Below are 21,791 nucleotides of genomic sequence, written 5' to 3'. Positions count from 1 at the left end.
TGCCAAACACTGCTCTGACAACGAGATTCGACGGCCCCCGTGCCATTCCCTCCCGACGCCAGTTGTTGAACAGGTCTCTACCGTCACGTAAATGGCGAACGGCGTTGCGGCCTTACGCAGGCAGCACCACCGCTGGCGCCACCACATCCGTTGAAGGCACAGGATCGTTCCAGGATTGCAGCGGCGTATCGGCCATGATCGCGTGCGGCGGAACGCTGCATCACGACGCTGCGTCGATGGCACCGCCTACCTTGTCGGCCGTCGCTCGCGCGCGCATCGAAGGCGCCACCGTAATGGCGGTCGTGACGGACTGGCGGGCATTCTGGATGGTTCCGCGGCATGGCGGACGTCTCCGCAACAATGTACTTTGCACGGATGGTGAATCCGCGCAAGAACCACGCCAACGCGGCTAAAGGCGCGAACCACGGCGCATGAGCGCGTCGGGCATGACGCGTCGTCGGGAAACACGCCAGAACTGATTCACGCATGAAACAGGTGGACGTCGTGTTCGTGTCCGGCACTACTGTATCAACGCCAAGCAGACTGCCGGAGGCCACCCGCCCGAAGCGCGCCAATGCCCCCTGTTTCTGATGGCTTTGTCCTTGGCATTGCCCTGCTCCAAGACGGACTGCATCGACGCCACATGCTCCATCGGTACAACGGAATCGTGCCCTGCGTACAGACCCAGTTCTGCAGCACGTCTTCTGCTTCGCCTGAACTGCGGAGGATTGTGTAAGCCGACGAATAGAGTTTGGGAGAAGTCAGCGTACAGGGTTCTGCGAACGCCGATTTGCTTCCTTCGCCAGTCTGCTTGAGCGGCTCAATAAGCCGTTCCCGGGCGGCTTCCTGCGGCGCTGATATCGTGCCCGCGGGGCCGGGCGAAGATGCTCCGACAACGTGCATATGATTTTGCGTGCCCGGGTTACCCATGACGGGATGCGGCAAAAGCATATCTCCCGCGTCCTTCCGGCAATGAACATCTTGCGCGTAGCGAAATTGAGATGACATTGCCTTCCTCCCGTCATAGTTCGAGCGCGCAAGGGCACGCGCCCTTGCGCTGCACGGGAAGGATTACGGCATCAATACCTTGTCCACGACGTGAATCACGCCGTTCGACTGGTACACGTTGCCGATCGTTACAACGGCGACGCCACCCTTGTCGTCGGTGACGGTCAAACGGTCGCCCTTCTGCATGACGGTGAGCGGATCACCCTCGACGGTTTTGAGCATCGCCTTGCCGCCGCCATCGGCGACAGCCTTCATAAGGTCTTGTGCCGTGAGCCGGCCGGGCACCACGTGATAGGTCAACACCTTGACCAAGGTCGGCTTGCTTTCAGGCTTGAGCAACTGATCGACGGTGCCGGAGGGCAGCGCTGCAAAGGCTTCGTTGGTTGGTGCGAACACGGTGAATGGCCCCGTCCCAGACAGTGTTTCGACCAAGCCACCTGCCTTCACGGCAGCAACAAGAGTGGTGTGATCCTTCGAATTGACCGCATTTTGAATAATGTTCTTGGACGGATACATCGGAGCGCCACCCACCATGGTGGTGGCTTCGCCATCGCCCATTGCGGCCGTCGCTACGGACGCATAGCCGCCAGAAATGATTGCGAAAGAAAGCAGAACACCAAACAACTTTGCCAGTTGATACCGTTTCATCGTTGACCTCTATCGTGGCGCTTCGCAACGTGGAAGCAATCAATATACGAAGACAAGTGGCTGTCGGATGCACGGTCGGATCGCGCAACAACGCAGTAGCAACCCACAAGATTGAGTTGGCTTTGCATCAGAAAAGTCTGTACCTCCAGACCCAAGAGTTGCGATCGCTCATCCAACCGAGCCTCGCTGGTGAGATGGGAAGGTAGCTACTGTTCGCTCTTTCGTTTTGTACTGATTTTTCCTTGCGACCCGGGTGCGCGTTAATTTTGCGCACGGATTTACTTCCAAGTCATGACGGCATAGCGGAGACAGAAGTTGCTCTACAAAGAGAGTCAGCGCATTTCTTACTGAATGGCTTGCATACCATGAACTGAACCGCCGGCTGGGACAGGTCGACGTGGACGTTGCCGTGCGATCAAGCGCGACGGCCGAGGATCTGCCGGGGGCGAGCTTTGCCGGGCAGCAGGAAACCTATCTCAACATCCGGGGCGAACGTGCCCCGCTCGACGCCTGCCGCCGCCGCTACACGTCGCTGTTCACAGACCGCGCAATCAGTTACCGCCAAGCGAAGGGCATCGACCATTCCAAGGTCGCACTGTCGGTCGGCGTGCGGCGGATGGTGAGATCCGATCTGGGCGGCGCCGGTGTCATGTTCACCATCGATACCGAGACGGGCTTTGACAAGTCTGTCCTGATCAATGCGGCCTGGGGGCTTGGCGAAAACGTCGTCCAGGGCAAGGTGGCCCCCGACGAATACGAGGTCTTCAAGCCGCTGCTGTCTGAGCCGTCGTTGTTGCCGATCGTTGGAAAGAAGCTGGGCGGCAAAGGTCTCAAAATGATCTACGCAAACGACGGCGGCCACCCGACGAAGAACGTCCCGACATCAAAAACCGAGCGTGCGGCGTTCGTCCTGAGCGATAAGGAGATCCTGATCTTGTCGCGATGGGCCTGTGTGATCGAGCAGCACTATGAAGTGATGGCGCAGAACGGCATCCGGCGCGGCGAAGCCGACCTCAAAATTTATGTGATGTGCGAGATTCCATCGAACGTGATTCTGGCGAAGGCTTTCGCGCAACGCTTCGACGGCTTCTCGATTGGCAGCAACGATCTGACGCAGCTGACGCTGGGCGTTGACCGCGACTCGGCAGATCTCGCGGAGCCTTTCGATGAGCAGGACGATGCCGTCAAGTGGATGATCCAAAGCGTCATCGCGAAGGCACATGAGGCCGGCGCCCACGTCGGTTTGTGTGGCCAAGCACCCAGTGACCACCCCGAATTTTCCGCCTTCCTTGTCGAGTGCGGCATTGACTCCTATCGGTGAGCCCGGACAGCTTCATCGCGGTCAAACGCACTGTGGCGGCGGCCGAGAGCGCTGCACGGAAAACCGCGTGATACGGGCACTAAGCGGGCGCACTCACAACGCGCCTTCTCATCCGTTCCGAAGCCACCTCAAATTCCGGCGCATTCACCGGCCGATCGCACACCTGCGGTGTCCCAGCAAATAATTGGTTGATCAATAGCGCTTCCTGATGTGGCACGGTTGTGCCCAGATGGGCTTCGTCCGGGCACGGCCGGTGCATTTCTACTTTGCATCCGCCTTCGGCGCTGCGCACGTTTTCACGCCCAGAATGCTGTAGGCGGGGCATACGCGCACGATACCTGTCAGCAGTGGCACGATGCCAATCCAGCCCCAGGCGCCCACGCGCCCTGTCGCGGCCAGACCGATCAAAACCAGCCCGACAACAATTCGAATAACGCGGTCGATCGTTCCAACATTTGCTTGCATGGCGGACTCCTTGATTCGATGAGGATTGCACAGGCTTTTCACCAAGGCTGAACGTTGCTGTGCAATCCGTTCAGAGGCTGGGCGACTCATATGCGCCTTGGGAAAATTCTTAACGCAAGTCAAAAGCCGGGTCATGATGTAGCGCAACACTTTGCTAAGTGGTCCGTCGCCCGGCCGCCCGGCGCTAGCGTGCGTCCTTCGGCCTGTCACCTTTGGGCCAATCGTTGACGCGTGGCGCGTAGTCTGGGCGGGGTTGCTGGGTAAAGAACGCGGCGACATCCACAGCATCCTGCGCAGACAGCGTGCCGCCCTGACCAAGCGGCATGTTGTGCTTCACGAACGCAGCAGCGGTGTACATCCGGGCCATCCCTGCCCCCACGTTGAACGAGTCCTTGCCCCACAGTGGCGGGAATATGTAGCCGCCTTGCGGATTTGGGGTGCCCTGCCCCTCAGCACCGTGGCAGGACGCGCACTGTGCTGCGTAGACTGATTTGCCGTGCTCACGGTTTGGAACGAGCGAGGTGTCAATCTTCTCGAAACCTCGGCCAGCCACATTGGTGCCGGTGGGCACGCCTGTGGACAGCCACTTCATATAGGCCATGATGGCGTTCATCTCTGCCGAGTCGAAGGGCAGCGGTTTGCCGTTCATCGAGCGCTGGAAGCAGTCGTTGATGCGCTCCTGCAGCGAGATGATTTTGCCGCTGCGGGACCGGTATTCCGGAAAGGCTCCTGTGAGCCCGACCCAAGGCGATGCGTAGGCCGTCGTCCCGCCATTCAGATGGCAACTCGTACAGTTCAGGCCGTTGCCCACGTTTCGGGGCAACTGTTTGTGGGTATCCGTCAGCAGCTCCTTTCCGCGCTTGATGGCGTCCCCCATGGCCCCCTGCGGGATCGAAGACTCCTCAGGCACGTGCATCGGGACGGTCTGAGGTTGCGATAGCGCAGGCATGCTGGTTGCCGCCAAAAGCGCCACTACCAGGGTGTGCGACTTGACTGAGTTCAAGAGTGTCTCCTTTGTATGAGGCGTACCTTTTTCGGGTACGTTCGTGTGTTTGGCATTACGCTGCCAGTGCGACCTTCGCCACCATCCCGATGGCAATGAGACCCGCGATAAACGCGAAGCCCTGCTGCAGCCTGTGGCCGCTCAACTGACCGGCCACGACCCGCCCACCCAGCATGGCAAGCATGGCGCCTGCGGCAAAAGGCACGCCGATCTGCCAGTTCATTCGCCCCGACAAGGCAGTTGTGATGACGCCTGAGGCAGACACCAAGGTAATGACTGCCAGAGAGGTCGCCACGATGGAATGCACCGGGGCGTTGGTGGCTTTCTTGAGCGCCGGAACGATGACGAAGCCCCCACCCACCCCCAGCAGGCCCGAGAGAAAGCCAGCGCCAATGCCCGAAAGCGCGAGCGCGCGGGTGCAGGAAGCCGTCCAGACAAAGCGGCCGGTCTGGTTATCCAGTTGACACGGTTGCGAGTGCTGCTCGGTTTCCGCTCTGTGGGGCGCACTCGCGCTAGCCTGCTTGAACATGCGCAGCGCAACAAAGGCCAGCACGGCAGCGAAGAGCAGGGTCAGCGGTCCGTTCGGAAGACGGTGCGCGAGCCACAAGCCTGCGGGTGAGAAGACCGTACCGGCCAATGCCATCAGCGTGGCGGCGCGGTAGCGCACGATGCCCGCCCGCAGTCCAATGGCGGCCCCCACGGCCGCAGACAGGCCCACGGCAAGCAGGGCGACCGGCGCGGCCTCTGCAACATTGAGGCGCAGGACGAACAGCAGAAACGGAACCGCGAGGATCGCGCCACCTGCACCAGTCAACGCCAGAATGAGGCCGACCACAGCGCCAAGTGCAGCGCTGCTTACAACGATGTTTTCCATTGACTCCCCGTAGCCTGCTTATGCGTGTTGTGCGCTGGATTTCATTCGCTCAAAGACCTCGAAGACAACCATGCCAGCCACCATGGCGGCTACGAAGCCAATCGCTTTCGGATAACCCGCACCCAGGGCCACGAGCGCGGGGCCCGGGCAGAAGCCTGCCAAGCCCCAGCCGATTCCAAACGCGGCGCTGCCCAACACCAGCCGCAGTGTCACGACCGTGCTTGCCGGCAACTGCATGGACATTCCGAGGAACGAACGCTTGCGGCGTTTGGCAATGAAGAACGCGAGTGAGCCAACGGCAATCGCGCCGATCATCACGAACGCCAGAGAAGGGTCCCACCGGCCTGCCAGGTCGAGAAAGCCCTGCACCTTGGCCGGATTGGCCATCCCGGAAATCATTAAGCCCATGCCGAAAAGCAGGCCGGCGAGCAATGCGGTAATGGCAGCCATGTCAGCCTCCAATCAGATGTCGTTGCACGAAGACGGTCAGGAAGCCAGCCGCCATGAAGGTCGAGGTCGCAACCAGGGAGCGAACGGAGCCGCGCGAGATACCGCACACCCCGTGGCCGCTTGTGCAGCCGCTGGCGTAGCGCGTGCCCAGGCCCACCAGAAAGCCGGCGACCAGGATTTCGCTCCAGCCGGCCTGGATATCTGCAACGGGCGCCCTGCCGAGCACAGTCGCAATGACCGGGGCACCGACCAGACCGGCAAGAAAGGCCACGCGCCAGACCACGTCAGTGCGTGGCAGGCTCAATAACCCGCCCAGGATGCCGCTGATGCCTGCGATACGGCCGTTGAACAGCACCAGCACGGCCGCCGCCGCACCGATGATCAGTCCGCCGCCCAGCGACAGGCCAGGCGTGAAGTTTGTGATGTCAATCAGCATGTTTTTTCCCCTTTGCCGTCGGCGCAGAACTGTTCGTAAAGGACAGTCATGACTGCGAGCGCCGGCCCACTTTCGATCGAATAAAAGATGTTCTTCCCATCACGACGTGACACCACCAAGCCGTTCTCGCGCAGGATGCCCAGCTGTTGCGACAGCGTCGGCTGCCGGATGCCCAGCCGCTCCTCCAGTGCGCCCACGGACAGCTCCTCTTGCGACAACTGGCACATCAGCAGCAGTCGGTCAGGATTGGCGAGCAGCTTGAGTAAGACGCAAGCGTTCGACGCGGCGGCTTGCATGCTGACGAGGTCGATAGCAGCTTGATCGTTGTCCATATGTGCTTTCGGTTTCCATGCGTATAGTATATAAAAAAATATATTATTTTCCAGTAGATTGATGTGCGGCATAGGAGGCCCCATGCAACCGATTGTTCAGCCATTCTTTGACCCGGCAACCTGGACAGTGACCTACGTGGTTCATCAGGAAGCGCGCTCCGAGTGCGCGATCATCGACTCGGTCCTGGATTACGACCCAAAGTCGGGCCGGACGTCGACGGCCAGCGCCGACCGGGTCATCGCGTTTGTGCGCGAGCGTGCGTTGCGCGTCGAATGGATTCTTGAGACGCATGCACACGCAGACCACCTTTCCGCCGCGCCCTATCTCAAGCGTCATCTGGGTGGCCGCATCGGCATCGGTCAACACATCCGACAGGTGCAGGGCGTGTTCAAAGAACTCTTCAACCTGGAAGCGGAGTTCCGGCCAGACGGGTCACAGTTCGACCATCTGTTTGAAGACGGCGAGACGTTCGCCATCGGCGGGCTGACCGGCAAGGCGATTCACGTGCCAGGCCACACACCTGCCGATATGGCGTACCAATTCGAGGATGTGGTTTTCGTGGGCGATACGCTGTTCATGCCGGACGTTGGCACCGCGCGCTGTGACTTCCCGGGTGGCAATGCACACGAGCTGTTTCACTCCATCCGTAAGCTGCTGGACTTGCCAGGCGAGACCCGGCTTTTCATGTGTCACGACTATCCGCCAGAAGGACGGGGTCCGGCCTGGGAAACGACGGTGCGTGACGAACGCAATCGCAATATCCATGTGCACGACGGCGTGACCGAGGCACAGTTTGTCGCCATGCGGCAGGCCCGCGATGCGACGCTGGCGATGCCGACGCTGATTCTGCCTTCAGTGCAGGTCAACATCCGCGCAGGAGAGCTGCCCCCGCCCGAAGAGAACGGCGTTCGCTACCTGAAAATCCCGCTTAACGCCCTCTGAGGCCACATCGCGCACGCCCACTGGGCAGATGTTCAAGTCACCGGCAGAGATTCTTGCCGAATGCGCGACGGTCGGAATTCGCCAGGAAACCCCCGTCATTGTCTTCTGCTTCAAAGGCGCGCGCGCATCCACAACGTTCGTCGCGCTGGAGGAAGCCGGCATCAAGAACGTGCGGCTATATCTCGGTTCCTGGAACGAGTGGTCCCGGGACCCTTCCCTTCCGATCGAAGAAGGATTGCCCTACTGAGGGCTATCGCCATCGCACGCCACCTCAATCAGATTGGCCTTCATATTTCGCTTCAAGAGATACGTGAGGAAGAAATGGACAAGGCTCGCCAGACCCAGGATCCGAAAGAGCGCCAGAAACTGCTCGATGAACATTGGGCAACAACGCAGAGCACGATGGGCATGATGCGTGAGCTGTGGGGCCCGGGAATGATGGGCGGTCCTGGAATGATGGGTGGCCCTGGAATGCGCGGTGGTCACATGATGGGCGGCGGCCCGATGGTGGGGTGGCGGGGAATGGGTGGCTACTACTCGCGCCTCACACCCGAGCAGATGAAGGAACACCAATACATGTCGGACCAGTACATGGACCTCCACTATCAGATGATGGAGCAGATGATGCTGAACCATCAGATGTGGAGGCAGACGCCACGGTAATGCCAATTTCTGCAAGCTCGTGTCCACCAAGCGAGGTGGACATGGGGCAGTGCAGCACACTGTGCATAACTGCCTGCCAGCCCGATCAACGATCGTGCAAGGAAGGCTTATGGCCGTAGATTGCACTGCACCGCATGCCGAGCTGCCACCCACTCCTCATTTGTAGGCTCGACCGCCACGCGAATCCGGCTCGCTGAACTGGAAATGATCGCCGCATGCGCCTGGTTGGCCTCGTCATCTAGGTCGGCGCCCAAATAGCCAAGTGCGCCCACAACGCGTTCGCGAAGTACAGCGTTGTGTTCGCCAATACCCGCCGTGAAGACCAAGAAATCCAGGCCGCCCAGCACGGCCACCAGGGCGCCGATCTCACGGACGATCCGGCGCACGTAGAGCGCGAGCGCTGCCTGCGCGCGCGGGTTGTCGGCCTCGCACGCAATCAGCTCGCGCGGGTCGGAAGACAGCCCCGACACCCCAAGCAGACCCGATTCGTGATACAGCACGTGCCCGACTTGTGCGGGGGAAAGATGCTCCGTCTCCATCATGTAGAGCACCGCACCCGGATCGAGCGAGCCACATCGCGTCCCCATCATCAGGCCGTCGAGGGCGGAAAACCCCATCGTTGTGGCCACGCTCTTCAGGCCGTGCATCGCACACAGGCTGGCGCCGCTGCCCAAGTGCGCGACGATGCCTCGCCCCAGGGCTATATCGCCATGCCGTTCCGGCAAAGCGATCGACATGTACTCGTACGACAACCCGTGAAAGCCATAACGGCGCAGACCGCGCTCCCATGCCGTGTACGGCAGCGGCAGCATCGTCTCAACCTGCGGCAGCGTGCGGTGAAACGCGGTATCGAAGCACGCGACTTGCGGCACATCGGGCAAGTCCGACAGCAGCGCCTCGATGGCCTCCAGCGCAAACGGCTGATGCAGGGGCGCCAGCGGAATGTAGCTCCGTAGATCGGAAAGCACCTCCGAGTTCACGCGTACCGGCGCGAAATATTTGGAGCCGCCATGCACCACCCGATGCGCCACGGCCATCAGCCGGCGGCCGTCCAGCCTGTGCTCGACACGCTGGCGAATGTGCATGAGTGCGGCGTGATAGGGCTGCGAACTGTCAAGCGCTAGCGCTTGTGTTGGCGCGCCAGCCTCTGTCGCCAGAGGGTGCTCGGTGCCGATCCCCTCCACTTTCCCGCTCCACATGGGTGTGCGCTGCAATGGATCCAGGGTGGCATCGAACAATGCAAACTTGATGCTCGACGAGCCGCAATTCAGTACGACGATGCAATCGTTCATGGCGGCAGGTTGCGGTAGCGGTGAGCCAGCAAGGTGGCAACGGCACACGACGCGATGCGCGACTCGCGCGAGTCGGCACGGCTGGTCAACACAATGGGCACGCGGGCGCCAAGCACGATGCCTGCGCTGGCAGCGCCGCCCAGGTATTCCAACTGTTTGGCGAGCATGTTGCCGCTTTCCAGATCGGGCACCACCAGCACATCGGCCTGCCCTGCGACTTCCGAAATAATGCCCTTGATACGCGCCGCAGCGGCAGATACCGCATTGTCGAAAGCCAGCGGCCCGTCCAGCACACCGCCTTCGATCTGACCGCGGTCCGCCATCTTGCACAGTGCGGCCGCATCAAGCGTGGCGGGCATGCGGGGGTTCACGGTCTCGACCGCCGCAAGGATCGCCACCCGCGGCCGTTCAACGCCAATCGCATGCGCCAGATCGATGGCGTTGCGGACGATGTCCGCCTTTTGATCCAGGGTCGGCGCAATGTTGATGGCAGCATCCGTCACGATAAACGGGCGCGGATACGCTGGCGATTGCATCAGAAAGCAATGGCTGATCCGCCGTTTGGTACGCAGCCCGGCCCCCTCGCGCACCACCGCCGCCATCAACTCGTCGGTATGCAGACTGCCCTTCATCAGCGCCTCTGCCCTGCCCTGCGTCACAAGCTCCACTGCGCGGGTTGCAGCGGCACTGCTGTGCGGCACGTCTTCGATCTCTATGCCACTGAGGTCAAGGCCGGCTTCGGCGGCTACGCGCATCAGCTTGGCATACGGCGCGACGAGGCATGGCACGATCAGCCCCTCAGCGTGCGCGTCCATCACGGCAGACAGGCTCAGCGCATCGCACGGGTGGACGATGGCCATACGGATCGCACCAAGAGGCCGCACATGGTCGAGCAGCCGGTGAATGCCATCACTGCCGGTGGTGATACGCACATCCGGCAGCGTGGTACGCGGACGCTCGATCCGCTCGGTGGGCGCGATGACCTCGGCCTCGCCCGTGATGGCCACCGTGCCGCTGTCGTTTGTGCAACTGCATGCCAGCTTGATCCGCTTTCTTTCCTCCTCCTTGCTGACCACCGTCACGCGGATGGTCAAGGTGTCGCCAATGCGCACCGGCGCGAGAAACTGCAGCGTCTGCCCAAGGTAGATCGTTCCCGGCCCCGGCAAACGCGTGCCAAGCAAAGCGGAAATAAGCGCTCCGCCCAGCATGCCGTGGGCAATCACACCATGAAAACGCGTGGACGCCGCAAACTCCGGGTCCAGGTGCTGCGGGTTGACGTCCCCCGATAGCACGGCAAAGAGTTGGATGTCCTCCGCCGTGAGCGTGCGCAGGATGGCAGCCGTGTCGCCAATGGCAATTTCGTCAAAGGTGCGATTGCGCACAACACTCAGATCACCGACTGGCAGCAAGGCCGGCGGTGCAGACAAATGATCGGGGCCCATGTGTGCTCGTCAGGAAGCTTGATGGAGTTGACCGTTGCCCTTGCCGGGCGCACGGACAGGAGTTGACCGCTCGGGTCCGGAGGGGAGCAATGCGTCGCCCGGCATGCCCCACGCCGACAGCATGCCCTGCAGCGCCGTATTGACCGGCATGGCATTGCCTGCCGTGCTCAATGCCCTTACGGAAGCCTGCTGCCATTCCAGCATGACGCGCTGGTAATCCGCCACGAAGCTCGATTGGTTAGAGATGGCCGTCTGCAGCACCCCCTGCAGCACATTCATGCCGCGCTGGCTGGCCTGCCAGAATGCGTTGGGCAGCAGTGCTGCAAAGGCGTTCCAGTCTCCGACGCGTTGCAGATCCTCCAGCGCGGACTCTGTGCGGGCGACGTCTTGGGCCAGCAGCTCAGCACCCAATTCATACCACCGCTGCCGTGTTGCCTTGAGCAGACCCAACGTCTGCAGTGCGAACTTGACTTGCGCCTTTCGGAGCGCGAGAGGAACGTTGGCGGGTGTATCCATGTTGGCTCCTTAAACCATCTGGCTGATGGTTTGGCGAAAGCGCGTCAATGATGCGAGAAACAGCACGGTGCCGATTACGCAGATGGCCAGACACTGCGGCCACACGACCTCGAGCCCCGCACCCCGATAGAGAATGGCTTGCGACGCCGACACAAAATGCGTGGTCGGCGCGGCGAACATAATGTCCTGCACCACGCTGGGCATGCTCTCTCGCGGGGTGGTACCGCCCGAGAGCAACTGCAGCGGCAGCAGCACCAGAACCAATAGCATGCCGAACTGCGGCATGGACCGCGCCACCGTCGCAAGAAAAATCCCCATGGACGTCGTGGCAAACAGATGCAGCGTAGCCACCAGCATGAACAGCAGGATCGAGCCCTCGATCGGTACATGCAGCGCGCCCTGCACCACGCACACCAGTGCAACGAGCGCGGCCAGCACCACCACCAGCCCCATCGACCAGACCTTGGACACCATGATCTCGAATGGCGTGACAGGCATCACCAGCAGGTGCTCGATCGTGCCGTGCTCGCGTTCGCGGATGAGCGCGGCTCCGGTCAGGATGATCGAGAGCATGGTCACGTTGTTGATGATCTCCATCAACGAGCCGAACCACGTCTGCTCCAGGTTCGGGTTGAAGCGGGTGCGCAGCACCAGGTCGACCGGCGTGGCGGGCGCGGCGCGGTGGCGCTGCAGGAAGGTATTCACCTCGCCCGAGACGATCTGCTGGATGTAGCCGTTGCCGGTAAAGGCCTGGCTCATGCGCGTGGCGTCGATGTTGAGCTGAATGGACGGTGCGCGGCCCGCCAGCACATCGCGCTGGAAGTTGGGCGGGATGTCGAGCACAAACGTGTAACGGCCGCTGTCCATGCCTGGGTCCACCTCCGTGAGCGGAATCAGCGCCGGCGTTCGGAAATGCGGTGGATAGAAGCTCGAGACAATGCGCGCCGACAGCGGTGAGCTGTCTTCATCGACGATGGCGATCGAGGCATTGTGCAGGCTTGCCGGCATGGCAGTAGCCGCCACGTAGATCGACACTGTGAAGGTATAGACGATCAGCACCAGCATCATCGGGTCGCGCACCAGGCTTCGCAATTCCTTGATGCCAAGACGGAAGATGTTGTTCAGGCGAGCGGTGCGGCGATCGATCGGAAGGCTCGGCATGATGTGGCTCTCCTATCGATCCTGCTTGCGCAGCATCAGCAAGGTGGCGCCCAGGATGAACGGCACCGCCGCCAGGAGCGGCCAGAATGCGCTGCCCAACGCACCCATATCCAGCGCCTTGCTGAACACGCCCCGGCTGATGGTCAGGAAATGCGTGGCCGGATACACGCGCCCGATCAAGGCCCCCGCCCCTTCCAGCGACGACACCGGATTGAGCAATCCGGAAAATTGCACGCACGGAATGATTGTGCCGATCATGGTGACGAACATGGCCGCGATCTGGCTTTGCGTGAAGGTGGACGCAAACAGCCCGAAACCCGTCGAACACGTCACGAAGATCAGCGCCCCCAGCGCTAGCGTCGCAAAGCTGCCTTTAATCGGGACCCCGAACACCGTCACCGCCAGCACCGCCAGCAACAGGAAGTTCAGCATGGCCAGTACGATATACGGCGCCTGCTTGCCGAGCACAAATTCCGCGCGTGTGACCGGTGTCACGTAGAAATTGATGATGGAGCCCAGCTCCTTTTCACGCACCACCGACAGCGCCGCCAGCATGGCGGGAATCATCATCAGCAGCATCGGAATCACGGCAGGCACCATGGCAGGCAGGCTTTTCACGTCGGGGTTGTAGCGATAGCGCGTCTCAACGCTGCTGGGCGCCGCCAGACGCACCCCCAGCCGGTGCACGACCGTATCGGCCAGCCAGAGTTGGTGGATGGCCTGTACGTAACCGCGCACGGTTTCCGCGCGGGTGGGCATGGCACCGTCCACCCAGGCACCGATCTGCACGGCCGCGCCGCGTTCCAAGTCGCGTGCAAAGCCAGGCGGGATTTCAATCGCCAGCGACAACTCGCCGTTGCGCATGCGGCGGTCCAACTCAGCGTAGTCGCGAATTGGGGGTTTTTCGATGAAATAACGCGAGCCCGCCAGGTTGAGCGTGTAGTCGTGCGAGAGCACGGTCTGGTCGCGGTCCAGCACGGCGTAGGTCAGGTTCTCCACATCCAGGCTGATGCCGTATCCGATGATGAACATGAGGATGGCCGTGCCCAGCAGGGCCAGCGTGGCGCGCACGCGGTCGCGGCGCAGCTCCAACGCCTCGCGCTGCGAATAGCTCAATGCGCGCGCAAGACTGAAGCCGCGGCGGGCGAGCATGCCGGTAGGCGCAGTGGTTGCCGCCGTGCGCACCGGCAGCGGCGCGGCAACCTCGTCGGTGTCCGCAGACGCTTCGGCAGCTTCCCGTAGATAGCCAATGAACGCCTGCTCGAGCGTCTGCGTGCCACGGGCACGCACCAGCGCCGCGGGCGCATCGCTCACCAGCACACGGCCGGCATGCATGAGCGAGATGCGGTCGCATCGCTCGGCCTCGTTCATGAAGTGCGTGGAGATGAAGATGGTCACGCGATCCCGCCGGGCGAGGTCGATCATCAGGCGCCAGAACATATCGCGCGCGACCGGGTCCACGCCGGAGGTCGGTTCGTCCAGGATCAGCAGCTCAGGCTTGTGCACCATCGCCACGGCCAGCGACAGCCGCTGCCGCATGCCCAGCGGCAAGCTCTGGGGCAGGCTGTCGGACACGTCCTGCAGTCCGAAGCGGGTCAGCATCTCAGCCGCACGCGACTGCACCTCGGGTTTGGGCACCTGGAACAGGCGCGCGTGCAGCACAAGGTTCTGACGTACGGTCAGCTCGCCATACAGCGAGAACGCTTGCGACATGTAGCCCACACGCCGGCGTGTGTCGATGTCCTTCGGGTCAACAGGATGCCCAAACAACCACGCTTGGCCCTCGCTGGCAGGCAGCAGGCCCGTGAGCATCTTCATGGTGGTCGATTTGCCGCAGCCGTTCGAGCCGAGAAAGCCGAAGATCTCTCCACGACGGATACGGAAGTCGACGTGGTCGACTGCGACAAAGTCGCCAAAGCGCATGGTCAGGCCGTTTGCCTGCACGGCCACATCGTCTTCTGCGCCGGCCACCAGCGGTGGCACCACCACGGCCTGATGACCCTGCCGGCGCGTGAGCGGCAGCAGCGCAATGAAAGCGGCCTCAAGGGAATCGGTACCCGCGCGGCTGCGCAGGGCGGCCGGTGTGCCGGTGGCGAGCACCTGCCCCGCATCCATGGCGATCAGCCAATCAAAGCGCTCGGCCTCTTCCATGTACGCGGTGGCCACGATCACGCTCATGCCCGGGCGCGCGGCGCGAATACTGGCAATCAAGTCCCAGAACTGCCTGCGCGAGAGCGGGTCGACGCCCGTGGTCGGCTCGTCCAGAATCAGCAGATCGGGATCGTGGATCAGCGCGCAGCACAAGGCCAGCTTCTGTTTCATGCCGCCCGACAGCTTGCCGGCTGGTCGTGAGAGAAACGCGCGCAGGCCGGTGCTGGACGTGAGCGCATCAATGCGGCGTCGGCGCTCCGCTGCATCGTGGCCGAACAGCCGCCCGAAGAACTGCAGGTTCTCCTCGATCGACAGCGTGGGGTACAGGTTGCGTCCCAACCCTTGCGGCATGTAAGCAATGCGAGGACCGACCGCGGCGCGCGCACGGCGGTCGGCCATGTCGCTGCCCAGCACATGCACTGCGCCGTCCTGCAGGGCACGCGCGCCGGCCACCAATGACAGCAGGCTGGACTTGCCCACGCCGTCCGGACCGATCAGTCCGACCATGCAGCCGGCGGGCAGATCGAGCGTGACGCCATCCAGCGCCAGCGTCTTGCGATAGCGCAGGCTCACGCCGGCCAGGCTTGCCACCGGCGCCACGGGGCGCCCGTCATGTAACGCAGATGGGTCGACAGAGGTGGTCACTGCGGAACCTTGATCGCCAGGCTGGCCGGCCATTCGGCTTGCCCGTCGAGTCTGAGCCACGCCACGCCGGGCAGACCGGTCTTCACGAGCTTCAGGTGTTTGCGCAGCAGATCGCGATCGATCTGCGCCTTGACGCGAAACATCAGCTTCTGGCGCTCGCTGGCCGTCTCCACCGTCTTGGGGGTGAATTGCGCGGTGCTGGCCACAAAGGACACGCGCGCCGGAATCACGAATTGCGGCGCGGCGTCGAGCACGATACGCACCTCGCTGCCCATGGCGATGCGGCCTGCGTCCGTCTCCGGCACAAAGAAGGTCATGTAGACGTCGGAAAGATCCACGAGATTGAGCAGGCGCCCGCCGCCGGCCAGAACCTCACCGGGCTGGGCGATGCGGTATTGCACGCGGGCGTCGCGCGGGGCCGTCAAGGCGCTGTCATCGATATCGGCCTTGATGCGCAGTACGGTTGCGTCGGCCGCCTTGACGGTGGCACCGGCACCGGCCACCTGCGTACGGGCGGCCAAGACGGCGGCCTGCGCCGCCTCGGCTTGCGCGCGGGCCGCCACCAGCGCGGCCTTGGCGCTGCGCACACGGGCGCGGTCGTCGTCCAGTTCCTGCATGGACGATGCCCCTTCGTTCGACAGCGTTTCGGAACGCGCCAACCGCCGCTGCGCGGCATCCAGGTCGCTCTCACGCAGGGCGATCTGCGCCAGTGCAGCCTGCCGATCGGCCTCTCGTACAGCCACCTGGGCCTGCGCACTCGCCACGGCAGAAACGGATTGCTGCTGCCGCGCCTGGGCCTCGTCGCGCTGCGCTTCCAGCGTCTGCACTTGCATGTGCGCAAGCGGCTGGCCGCCCCTCACGAAGTCGCCCTCGTCCACCAGGATGTCTTGCACGCGGCCGGGAAGCTTGGTGGCCACGTCGATTTCGGTGGCCTCGATACGGCCGTTGCCGCTCACAAAACCCTTGCCGGGCCCCTCTTGCCGCAAGGACTTCCATGCGAACGCCCCACCGGCGACCACCAAGGCGGCAGCGAGCAGCGCAATCCATCGTTGTCGGGGAGTCGTGGTCATGGTGTAGGTTTGCCCGATACGCGCGGTGATGGCGTCGGGCTCAGATGGGGTTGCGGATCGGATGCGGATTCGACGGCCTGCGTGCCGCCACCCAGTGCCGCATACAGGCCAACGCGGCTAGAGAGAAGCGCACGGCGCACCTGCACCAGTTGCTGCTGCGCGGCCAGTAGGTCGCGCTGGGCGTCAAGAACCTCCAGGAACGTCGATGCTCCGGCATCAAAGCGAAGTTGCGACAACCGTGCGCGTTCGGTCTGCGCTGCCAGTGCGGCCTGCGCAATGTCGAGCTGTTCGGCTACCCACTTGCGTGCGGAAAGCGCGTCGGACACGTCGCGGAAAGCGCTCTGCACGGTCTTCTCGTAGGCAGCCACGGCAAGGTCTCGGCGGGTTTCTGCCAGGTCGAGGTTGCTGCGCAGCTTGCCGCCTTCAAACAGCGGGAGGCTGATGCTTGGTGCAAAAACCCAGGCGCGCGTGCCGGGTGCAAACAGATTGCCCAGTTCCGGGCTGATCGTGCCGTAAGCGCCTGTCAGGGCCACGCGGGGGAAAAACGCCGCCCGTGCCGCGCCGATGCTGGCGTGCGCGGCACGCAGCCGGTGCTCCGCGGCAACAATGTCCGGGCGCTGCGTCAGTAGGTCGGAAGGCAGGCCTGCGCGCAAGTCGGCCAGCATGCGGTGCTCGTCAAGTGGCTCAGAAACCGATGGCAGGTCGATCGGCTTGCCGACAAGCAAGGCCAAGCCATGCGCCTGTGCGTCGCGCGCCTGCTGCAATTGCGTCAACAGCGCCTGCGCCTGGGTCAGCAGGGTCTCGACCTGCGTTTGGTTCAATCGTGAAGTCGCCCCCACCGCTACACGGCGCGAGAAGATGCGCAGGGTCTCGGTTCGGCTGTCTACGGTCTGCTGCGCCAGTGCAATGCGCTCGTCCAGTTCACGCAATACCAGGTAGCTGTCGGCCACCTGCGCGATCAGCCCAAGCGCTACCGCACGGCGCGCGGCGTCGGAAGCCACATAGCTCTCCAGTGCGGCGTCGTTGAGGTTGCGTACGCGCCCCCAGAAATCGATCTCCCAACTGGAAACACCGGCGCCCACCTGGTACTGAGTGACACGCATCGGCATGCCGAATGGGCTCAGGTCCGCCGGAATGCTCAGGCGGCTGATGCCGGCCTGCGCGTCGAGGTGCGGAAATATCTCCGCCCGCTGGATGCCAAACGCGGCACGCGCCTCCTCCACCCGCAGCACGGCGGTGCGCAGATCGCGGTTGTTCTCCAGCGCCTGAGCGATCAATGCCTGCAGGCGCTTGTCCGTAAAATACGCCTGCCAGCCAGTGGCGGAGGCTGAGAGGCCATCGCGGCCATCGTCGGCGTCATAGTGCTGGGCCACGGGCAGGGCGGGTGCCTCGTAAGGCGGCGCCATCGAGATGCAAGCTGACAGGGCCAGCGCAGTGGCGGAGGCCACCATGGCGGACATACGCGTGCCGGCGTACCTGCCGCATGCGCGGCGTTGTTTCTCAACACGCATCTATTTCTCCAGCACGTAGGTGCCGGGCGCATCAGCCAGTGGCGGCAATCCGGGTACGCCCATCTTCGGCGGTTTGACCACTGTGGCGCCCGATGCATGCGCGACCAGCCATGCATGCCATGCCGGCCACCATGAACCGTCGGTGGCGGGGGCCGATGCCAGCCAGTCATCCGGCGCCGCCGATGTCTCACCGATGTGGCGCGTCTGCATCTGGAACCGCCGATGCGAGTTGGCCGGCGGGCTGACAATGCCGGCGTTATGACCGCCGCTTGTCAACACGAACGTCAGCTCCGCCTCGGTCAAGTGATGCAGTTTGTAGACCGAACGCCATGGCGCCACGTGGTCGGTCAGCGTGCCCACCACGAAGATGGGCAGGTCGATGTCGTTGAGTGCCACCGGCTTGCCGTTGACGGGGTAGCGGCCCTCGCTCAGGTCGTCGTTCAGGAACAGGTGCCTCAGATACTGGCTGTGCATCCGCGCGGGCATGCGCGTGGCATCGGCGTTCCAGGCCATCAGATCGTTCATGGGTGCGCGATCGCCCAGCAAGTATTCCCCCACCAACCTGGACCACAGCAAGTCGTACGAGCGCAGCATCTGGAAGGCTCCGGCCATCTGGCTGGCGCGCAGATAGCCGGTCTGCTCCATCTGCGCTTCCAGCAGACTGACCTGTGCCTCGTCGATGAACAGACCGAGTTCGCCCGGCTCACAGAAGTCTGTCTGCGCGGCAAAGAGTGTCATCGACGCCAGCCGCGCATCGCCATCGCGTGCCATGGCAGCCGCGGCAATGGCCAATAACGTGCCCCCGAGGCAGTAGCCGGCGGCGTGTACGTGCCGGCCCGGCACGATGGCATTGACGGCATCGAGCGCGGCAAAGACACCGAGCTTGAGGTAGTCATCCATGTCGAGGTCGCGATCAGCCTCGTCGGGGTTTTTCCAGGAGATGCAGAACACGGTATGGCCCTGCTCTACCAGATAGCGGATCAGCGAGTTCTGCGGCGACAGATCCAGGATGTAGTACTTCATGATCCATGCCGGCACGATCAGGATGGGCTCGGCCTGGACCTTGCTCGTGGTCGGTGTGTACTGGATCAACTCGATCAGGCGGTTGCGCAGCACGACCTTGCCGGGCGTTATGGCAACGTCACGGCCTGCTATGAAGCGTTCCGTACCGGCCGCCGGCGCGCCGCTCATGGAACGCTCGAGATCATCGAGCGCATTGAACGCACCGCGCACGAGATTGGTGCCGTGCTGCTCGAACGTCCGACGCAGGACAATCGGGTTGGTTGCCAGTTGGTTGCCCGGCGACATCATGTCGAGCCATTGACGCGCAGCAAAGGCAACGACGTCCTCATGATGCTTGGCGACACCCCAGACGCCGCGCGTGGCCGCCTCCCACCATTGTTCAGTCAACAGGAAAGACTGGTGCAGCACGTTGAACGGCCACAAGCGCCACTCGTCAGCCAAGAAACGACGATCATGGGCCGGCGGCTGGACGCAAAGACACACGTCCTGCGGGCCGGACGCCAAGCAGTTTCGGATATAACGCTCGAGTTGTTCGGCCTGCGTCAGCGCCAGGCGGCACAGATCCAGCCGCTTGCCCGGCGAGACGGCCAGATGCAGCGCCCAATCGAGCAACGCCAGTTGCATTGATGCAAGCGACAGCGAATTCGATGTGCGGGCAAGAGCCGCGTGAAACGGCAGATCGATCTGGTCTGCAGTCGGTGAAGACGGCACGGGGGCGGTGCGCATGGTTGGGGCGTCAAACGATTGCCAATATGCGATCCATTAGATGCCAGCGGCTACCGACCGGACTTGACGCACCTCAAACCGGGACAAGAGCGTGGACTCTAGGCCGTGTCAAAGAAATGACATCTGCGGTTTCCTGCCAGTCGCCACAGAGGCTTAGCCCGCGCCTTACGGGCCTAAATGGGTGTGTTAGAGTCCGGCGGGGAAAACGTGACGATCTGCAGGATCGGCCCCATATCTCCATCGCTCTCAACGTTGTAGCCGCGAATCTGTTGCACCAACAGGATGCATTGGGCGCATGGCGTGGGCGTCGCGAGACGAGATGACTTTCCCATCTGTCAGGCCAACATAGCCAAAGGGCAGCGCAATCTCCTACGAACGGCTTGGCAAAGCCATTTGTGGTTGAGGTAATGATCCAGATTGACATCGGCGCGCTCGCGGCCCCGGTCCACCTGCCTCGTCATCGAGGCGCAACGAACAATCCATTTAGAGAAAACCGTGTTCACTTGCATCAACCAGAGCTGCGGCACGCAGTGGGAGCTGTCCGACGTCGTCATCAAGGATGAGGGCCAAGGACCGCTGTTCCGCTGTGCGCTATGCGGCGCGCGCAACTATCTCAAACGCGTCGAAACCAAAGACGGCCGGGTCATCTACAAGCAAATCGAAGGCAAGCCGCTCAAGTGATCCAACGCAACGACATGACCATCGAACCAACCGCCACGCCCTTCACCACCCTAGCGCTCGCCCCGGCCGTGCTCGCGAACCTTGCGCAGCTCGGCTACACCGACATGACGCCGATCCAGGCTGCAAGCCTGCCCATCGCGCTTGCGGGGCACGACCTGATCGCGCAGGCCAAGACCGGCAGCGGCAAAACTGCAGCGTTTGCGCTGGCCCTGCTCGCACGGCTCGACGCGCGCAGCTTCGACGTGCAGGCGATGGTGCTCTGCCCCACGCGCGAGCTTGCCGATCAGGTGGCACAGGAGGTCCGCCGTCTGGCACGCGCCGAAGAAAACGTAAAGGTACTGACGCTCTGCGGCGGCACACCGATGCGTCCGCAGGCGGCGAGCCTCGAGCATGGCGCACATGTCATCGTCGGCACACCGGGGCGCATCATGGACCATCTGGAGCGCGGCAATCTCGCGCTCGGCGCATTGAAGACGCTCGTGCTGGACGAAGCCGACCGCATGCTCGACATGGGCTTCTTCGATGACATCGCGACAGTCGTGCGCCAATGCCCGCCTGATCGGCAGACGCTGCTGTTCTCAGCAACCTACCCGGAAGGTATTGCGAAGCTGAGCCAGCGCATTCTGCGCAATCCAAAAGAGGTAAAGCTCGAAGAGCGCCACGACGACAGCAAGATTCGCCAGCGCTTCTACGAGGTGCCCGACAACAAGCGGTTGCATGCGGTCGGGCTGCTGCTCAAGCACTATCGGCCGGTGAGCACGCTCGCGTTCTGCAACACGAAGCAGCAATGCCGCGACCTGCTTGACGTGTTGCGCGCGCAGGGCATCCACGCGCTGGCGTTGCATGGCGAACTCGAGCAGCGCGAGCGCGATCAGGTATTGATCCAGTTCGCGAACCGCAGTTGCTCGGTGCTCGTCGCGACCGACGTTGCCGCGCGCGGGCTCGACATCGCACAGCTCGAAGCGGTGATCAACGTTGACGTGACGCCTGACCCCGAAGTGCACGTGCATCGCATTGGCCGCACGGGCCGTGCCGATGAGAACGGCTGGGCGCTGAGCCTCGCGAGCATGGACGAGATGGGGCGAGTCGGCAACATCGAGCAGGCCCTCGGGCGCGAGGTCGAATGGCACAAGCTCGACGAGCTGGATACCGGCAATGACGCCCCGCTGCTGCCGCCAATGGAAACGCTGCAGATTCTCGGCGGACGCAAGGAGAAGATCCGCCCTGGCGATGTGCTCGGCGCGTTGACGGGCGATGCCGGCTTTCGCGGCGACCAGATCGGCAAGATCAACGTGACCGAATTCTCGACCTACGTCGCGGTCGAGCGCGGCATCGCGCGCGATGCGCTGCGCAAGCTCAACGCCGGCACGCTGAAGGGCAAGAAGGTCAGGGTTCGGCTCATGGACGAATGACCCGCTGCCTTTGCGCAG

Annotated in this window: 20 protein-coding genes and 1 pseudogene; 6 read left to right on the top strand and 15 right to left on the bottom strand. The window is 62.8% G+C overall.

The genetic code is table 11. The features are described 5' to 3' along the window. Window positions 1-1,071: 1,071 nt before the first annotated feature. Window positions 1,072-1,656 (bottom strand): fasciclin domain-containing protein, encoded by a 585-nt coding sequence (locus tag BG83_RS0122040; RefSeq protein WP_024978765.1) that lies wholly within the window; start codon window positions 1,654-1,656, stop codon window positions 1,072-1,074. 355 nt (window positions 1,657-2,011) lie between these two features. On the opposite strand from BG83_RS0122040, the pseudogene BG83_RS27985 reads away from it, so the two are divergent. Further along, window positions 2,012-3,048 (top strand): annotated as a pseudogene (locus tag BG83_RS27985) (PEP/pyruvate-binding domain-containing protein); the annotation flags it as partial. 190 nt (window positions 3,049-3,238) lie between these two features. Here BG83_RS27985 and BG83_RS0122030 read toward each other — a convergent pair. From BG83_RS0122030 to BG83_RS0122005, 6 genes are all read right to left on the bottom strand, one after another. Continuing rightward, window positions 3,239-3,442 (bottom strand): YgaP family membrane protein, encoded by a 204-nt coding sequence (locus BG83_RS0122030; RefSeq protein ID WP_024978764.1) that lies wholly within the window; start codon window positions 3,440-3,442, stop codon window positions 3,239-3,241. A 184-nt stretch (window positions 3,443-3,626) separates the two neighbouring features. Then, window positions 3,627-4,445, bottom strand: a complete 819-nt coding sequence (locus BG83_RS0122025; protein ID WP_024978763.1) for a c-type cytochrome — start codon at window positions 4,443-4,445, stop codon at window positions 3,627-3,629. Between the two features lie 55 nt (window positions 4,446-4,500). Further along, window positions 4,501-5,319 (bottom strand): sulfite exporter TauE/SafE family protein, encoded by an 819-nt coding sequence (locus tag BG83_RS0122020; RefSeq protein ID WP_024978762.1) that lies wholly within the window; start codon window positions 5,317-5,319, stop codon window positions 4,501-4,503. Between the two features lie 18 nt (window positions 5,320-5,337). Further along, a complete protein-coding gene (locus BG83_RS0122015) occupies window positions 5,338-5,769 on the bottom strand; it encodes a DUF6691 family protein (protein WP_024978761.1) in 432 nt (143 codons plus the stop codon). A 1-nt stretch (window position 5,770) separates the two neighbouring features. Next, complete coding sequence (locus BG83_RS0122010; protein WP_024978760.1) at window positions 5,771-6,205, bottom strand: YeeE/YedE family protein; 435 nt, start codon at window positions 6,203-6,205, stop codon at window positions 5,771-5,773. After that, on the bottom strand, window positions 6,199-6,537 hold the full coding sequence (locus BG83_RS0122005; RefSeq protein WP_024978759.1) for an ArsR/SmtB family transcription factor: 339 nt from the start codon (window positions 6,535-6,537) through the stop codon (window positions 6,199-6,201). The genes BG83_RS0122010 and BG83_RS0122005 overlap by 7 nt, the downstream gene beginning before the upstream one ends. 82 nt (window positions 6,538-6,619) lie before the next feature. Here BG83_RS0122005 and BG83_RS0122000 point away from each other — a divergent pair, with 82 nt between their 5' ends. The 3 genes from BG83_RS0122000 to BG83_RS27980 all read left to right on the top strand — a co-directional run bounded on the left by BG83_RS0122000 (window position 6,620) and on the right by BG83_RS27980 (window position 8,143). Further along, entirely contained in the window at window positions 6,620-7,480 is an 861-nt protein-coding gene (locus BG83_RS0122000; protein ID WP_024978758.1) for an MBL fold metallo-hydrolase, read from the top strand. Between the two features lie 28 nt (window positions 7,481-7,508). Further along, window positions 7,509-7,727 carry a sulfurtransferase gene (locus BG83_RS28375; protein ID WP_051541548.1) on the top strand — a complete coding sequence of 73 codons (219 nt, stop codon included), beginning with the start codon at window positions 7,509-7,511 and terminating at the stop codon, window positions 7,725-7,727. A gap of 74 nt (window positions 7,728-7,801) precedes the next feature. Then, a complete protein-coding gene (locus tag BG83_RS27980; protein ID WP_152543738.1) occupies window positions 7,802-8,143 on the top strand; it encodes a hypothetical protein in 342 nt (113 codons plus the stop codon). Window positions 8,144-8,250: 107 nt separating this feature from the next. Here BG83_RS27980 and BG83_RS0121990 read toward each other — a convergent pair whose 3' ends face one another. The 8 genes from BG83_RS0121990 to BG83_RS0121955 are packed head-to-tail and all read right to left on the bottom strand — an operon-like array spanning window position 8,251 to window position 19,680. Beyond that, window positions 8,251-9,435, bottom strand: a complete 1,185-nt coding sequence (locus BG83_RS0121990; RefSeq protein ID WP_024978756.1) for an acetate/propionate family kinase — start codon at window positions 9,433-9,435, stop codon at window positions 8,251-8,253. After that, window positions 9,432-10,877, bottom strand: coding sequence for a bifunctional enoyl-CoA hydratase/phosphate acetyltransferase (locus tag BG83_RS0121985; RefSeq protein ID WP_024978755.1), 1,446 nt, complete (start codon window positions 10,875-10,877; stop codon window positions 9,432-9,434). Before BG83_RS0121985 ends, BG83_RS0121990 begins: the two co-directional genes overlap by 4 nt. Window positions 10,878-10,886: 9 nt before the next feature. Further along, window positions 10,887-11,393 carry a hypothetical protein gene (locus tag BG83_RS0121980; protein ID WP_024978754.1) on the bottom strand — a complete coding sequence of 169 codons (507 nt, stop codon included), beginning with the start codon at window positions 11,391-11,393 and terminating at the stop codon, window positions 10,887-10,889. Between the two features lie 9 nt (window positions 11,394-11,402). Continuing rightward, window positions 11,403-12,554 (bottom strand): ABC transporter permease, encoded by a 1,152-nt coding sequence (locus BG83_RS0121975; RefSeq protein WP_051541544.1) that lies wholly within the window; start codon window positions 12,552-12,554, stop codon window positions 11,403-11,405. 12 nt (window positions 12,555-12,566) lie between these two features. Beyond that, the gene (gene rbbA, locus BG83_RS0121970) at window positions 12,567-15,383 is read right to left on the bottom strand and encodes a ribosome-associated ATPase/putative transporter RbbA (protein ID WP_024978752.1); all 2,817 of its coding nucleotides are present in this window, start codon (window positions 15,381-15,383) and stop codon (window positions 12,567-12,569) included. Continuing rightward, a complete protein-coding gene (locus BG83_RS0121965; RefSeq protein ID WP_024978751.1) occupies window positions 15,347-16,420 on the bottom strand; it encodes an HlyD family secretion protein in 1,074 nt (357 codons plus the stop codon). The genes rbbA and BG83_RS0121965 overlap by 37 nt, the downstream gene beginning before the upstream one ends. After that, the gene (locus tag BG83_RS0121960; RefSeq protein ID WP_024978750.1) at window positions 16,417-17,931 is read right to left on the bottom strand and encodes an efflux transporter outer membrane subunit; all 1,515 of its coding nucleotides are present in this window, start codon (window positions 17,929-17,931) and stop codon (window positions 16,417-16,419) included. The genes BG83_RS0121965 and BG83_RS0121960 overlap by 4 nt, the downstream gene beginning before the upstream one ends. Then, a complete protein-coding gene (locus BG83_RS0121955) occupies window positions 17,932-19,680 on the bottom strand; it encodes a PHA/PHB synthase family protein (RefSeq protein ID WP_024978749.1) in 1,749 nt (582 codons plus the stop codon). A gap of 495 nt (window positions 19,681-20,175) precedes the next feature. Between BG83_RS0121955 and BG83_RS0121950 the strand changes: the two genes are divergently transcribed. Together BG83_RS0121950 and dbpA are read left to right on the top strand one after the other, a co-directional pair. Beyond that, entirely contained in the window at window positions 20,176-20,361 is a 186-nt protein-coding gene (locus BG83_RS0121950; protein WP_024978748.1) for a hypothetical protein, read from the top strand. Window positions 20,362-20,375: 14 nt separating this feature from the next. After that, complete coding sequence (gene dbpA, locus BG83_RS0121945; RefSeq protein ID WP_024978747.1) at window positions 20,376-21,773, top strand: ATP-dependent RNA helicase DbpA; 1,398 nt, start codon at window positions 20,376-20,378, stop codon at window positions 21,771-21,773. Window positions 21,774-21,791 lie beyond the last annotated feature (18 nt).

This window comes from Ralstonia pickettii, assembly GCF_000607165.1.
GTDB classification, from domain to species: Bacteria; Pseudomonadota; Gammaproteobacteria; order Burkholderiales; family Burkholderiaceae; genus Ralstonia; species Ralstonia holmesii.
The sequence above is the reverse complement of the archived record's forward strand: the minus strand, read 5'-3'. Positions and strand labels throughout refer to the sequence as shown.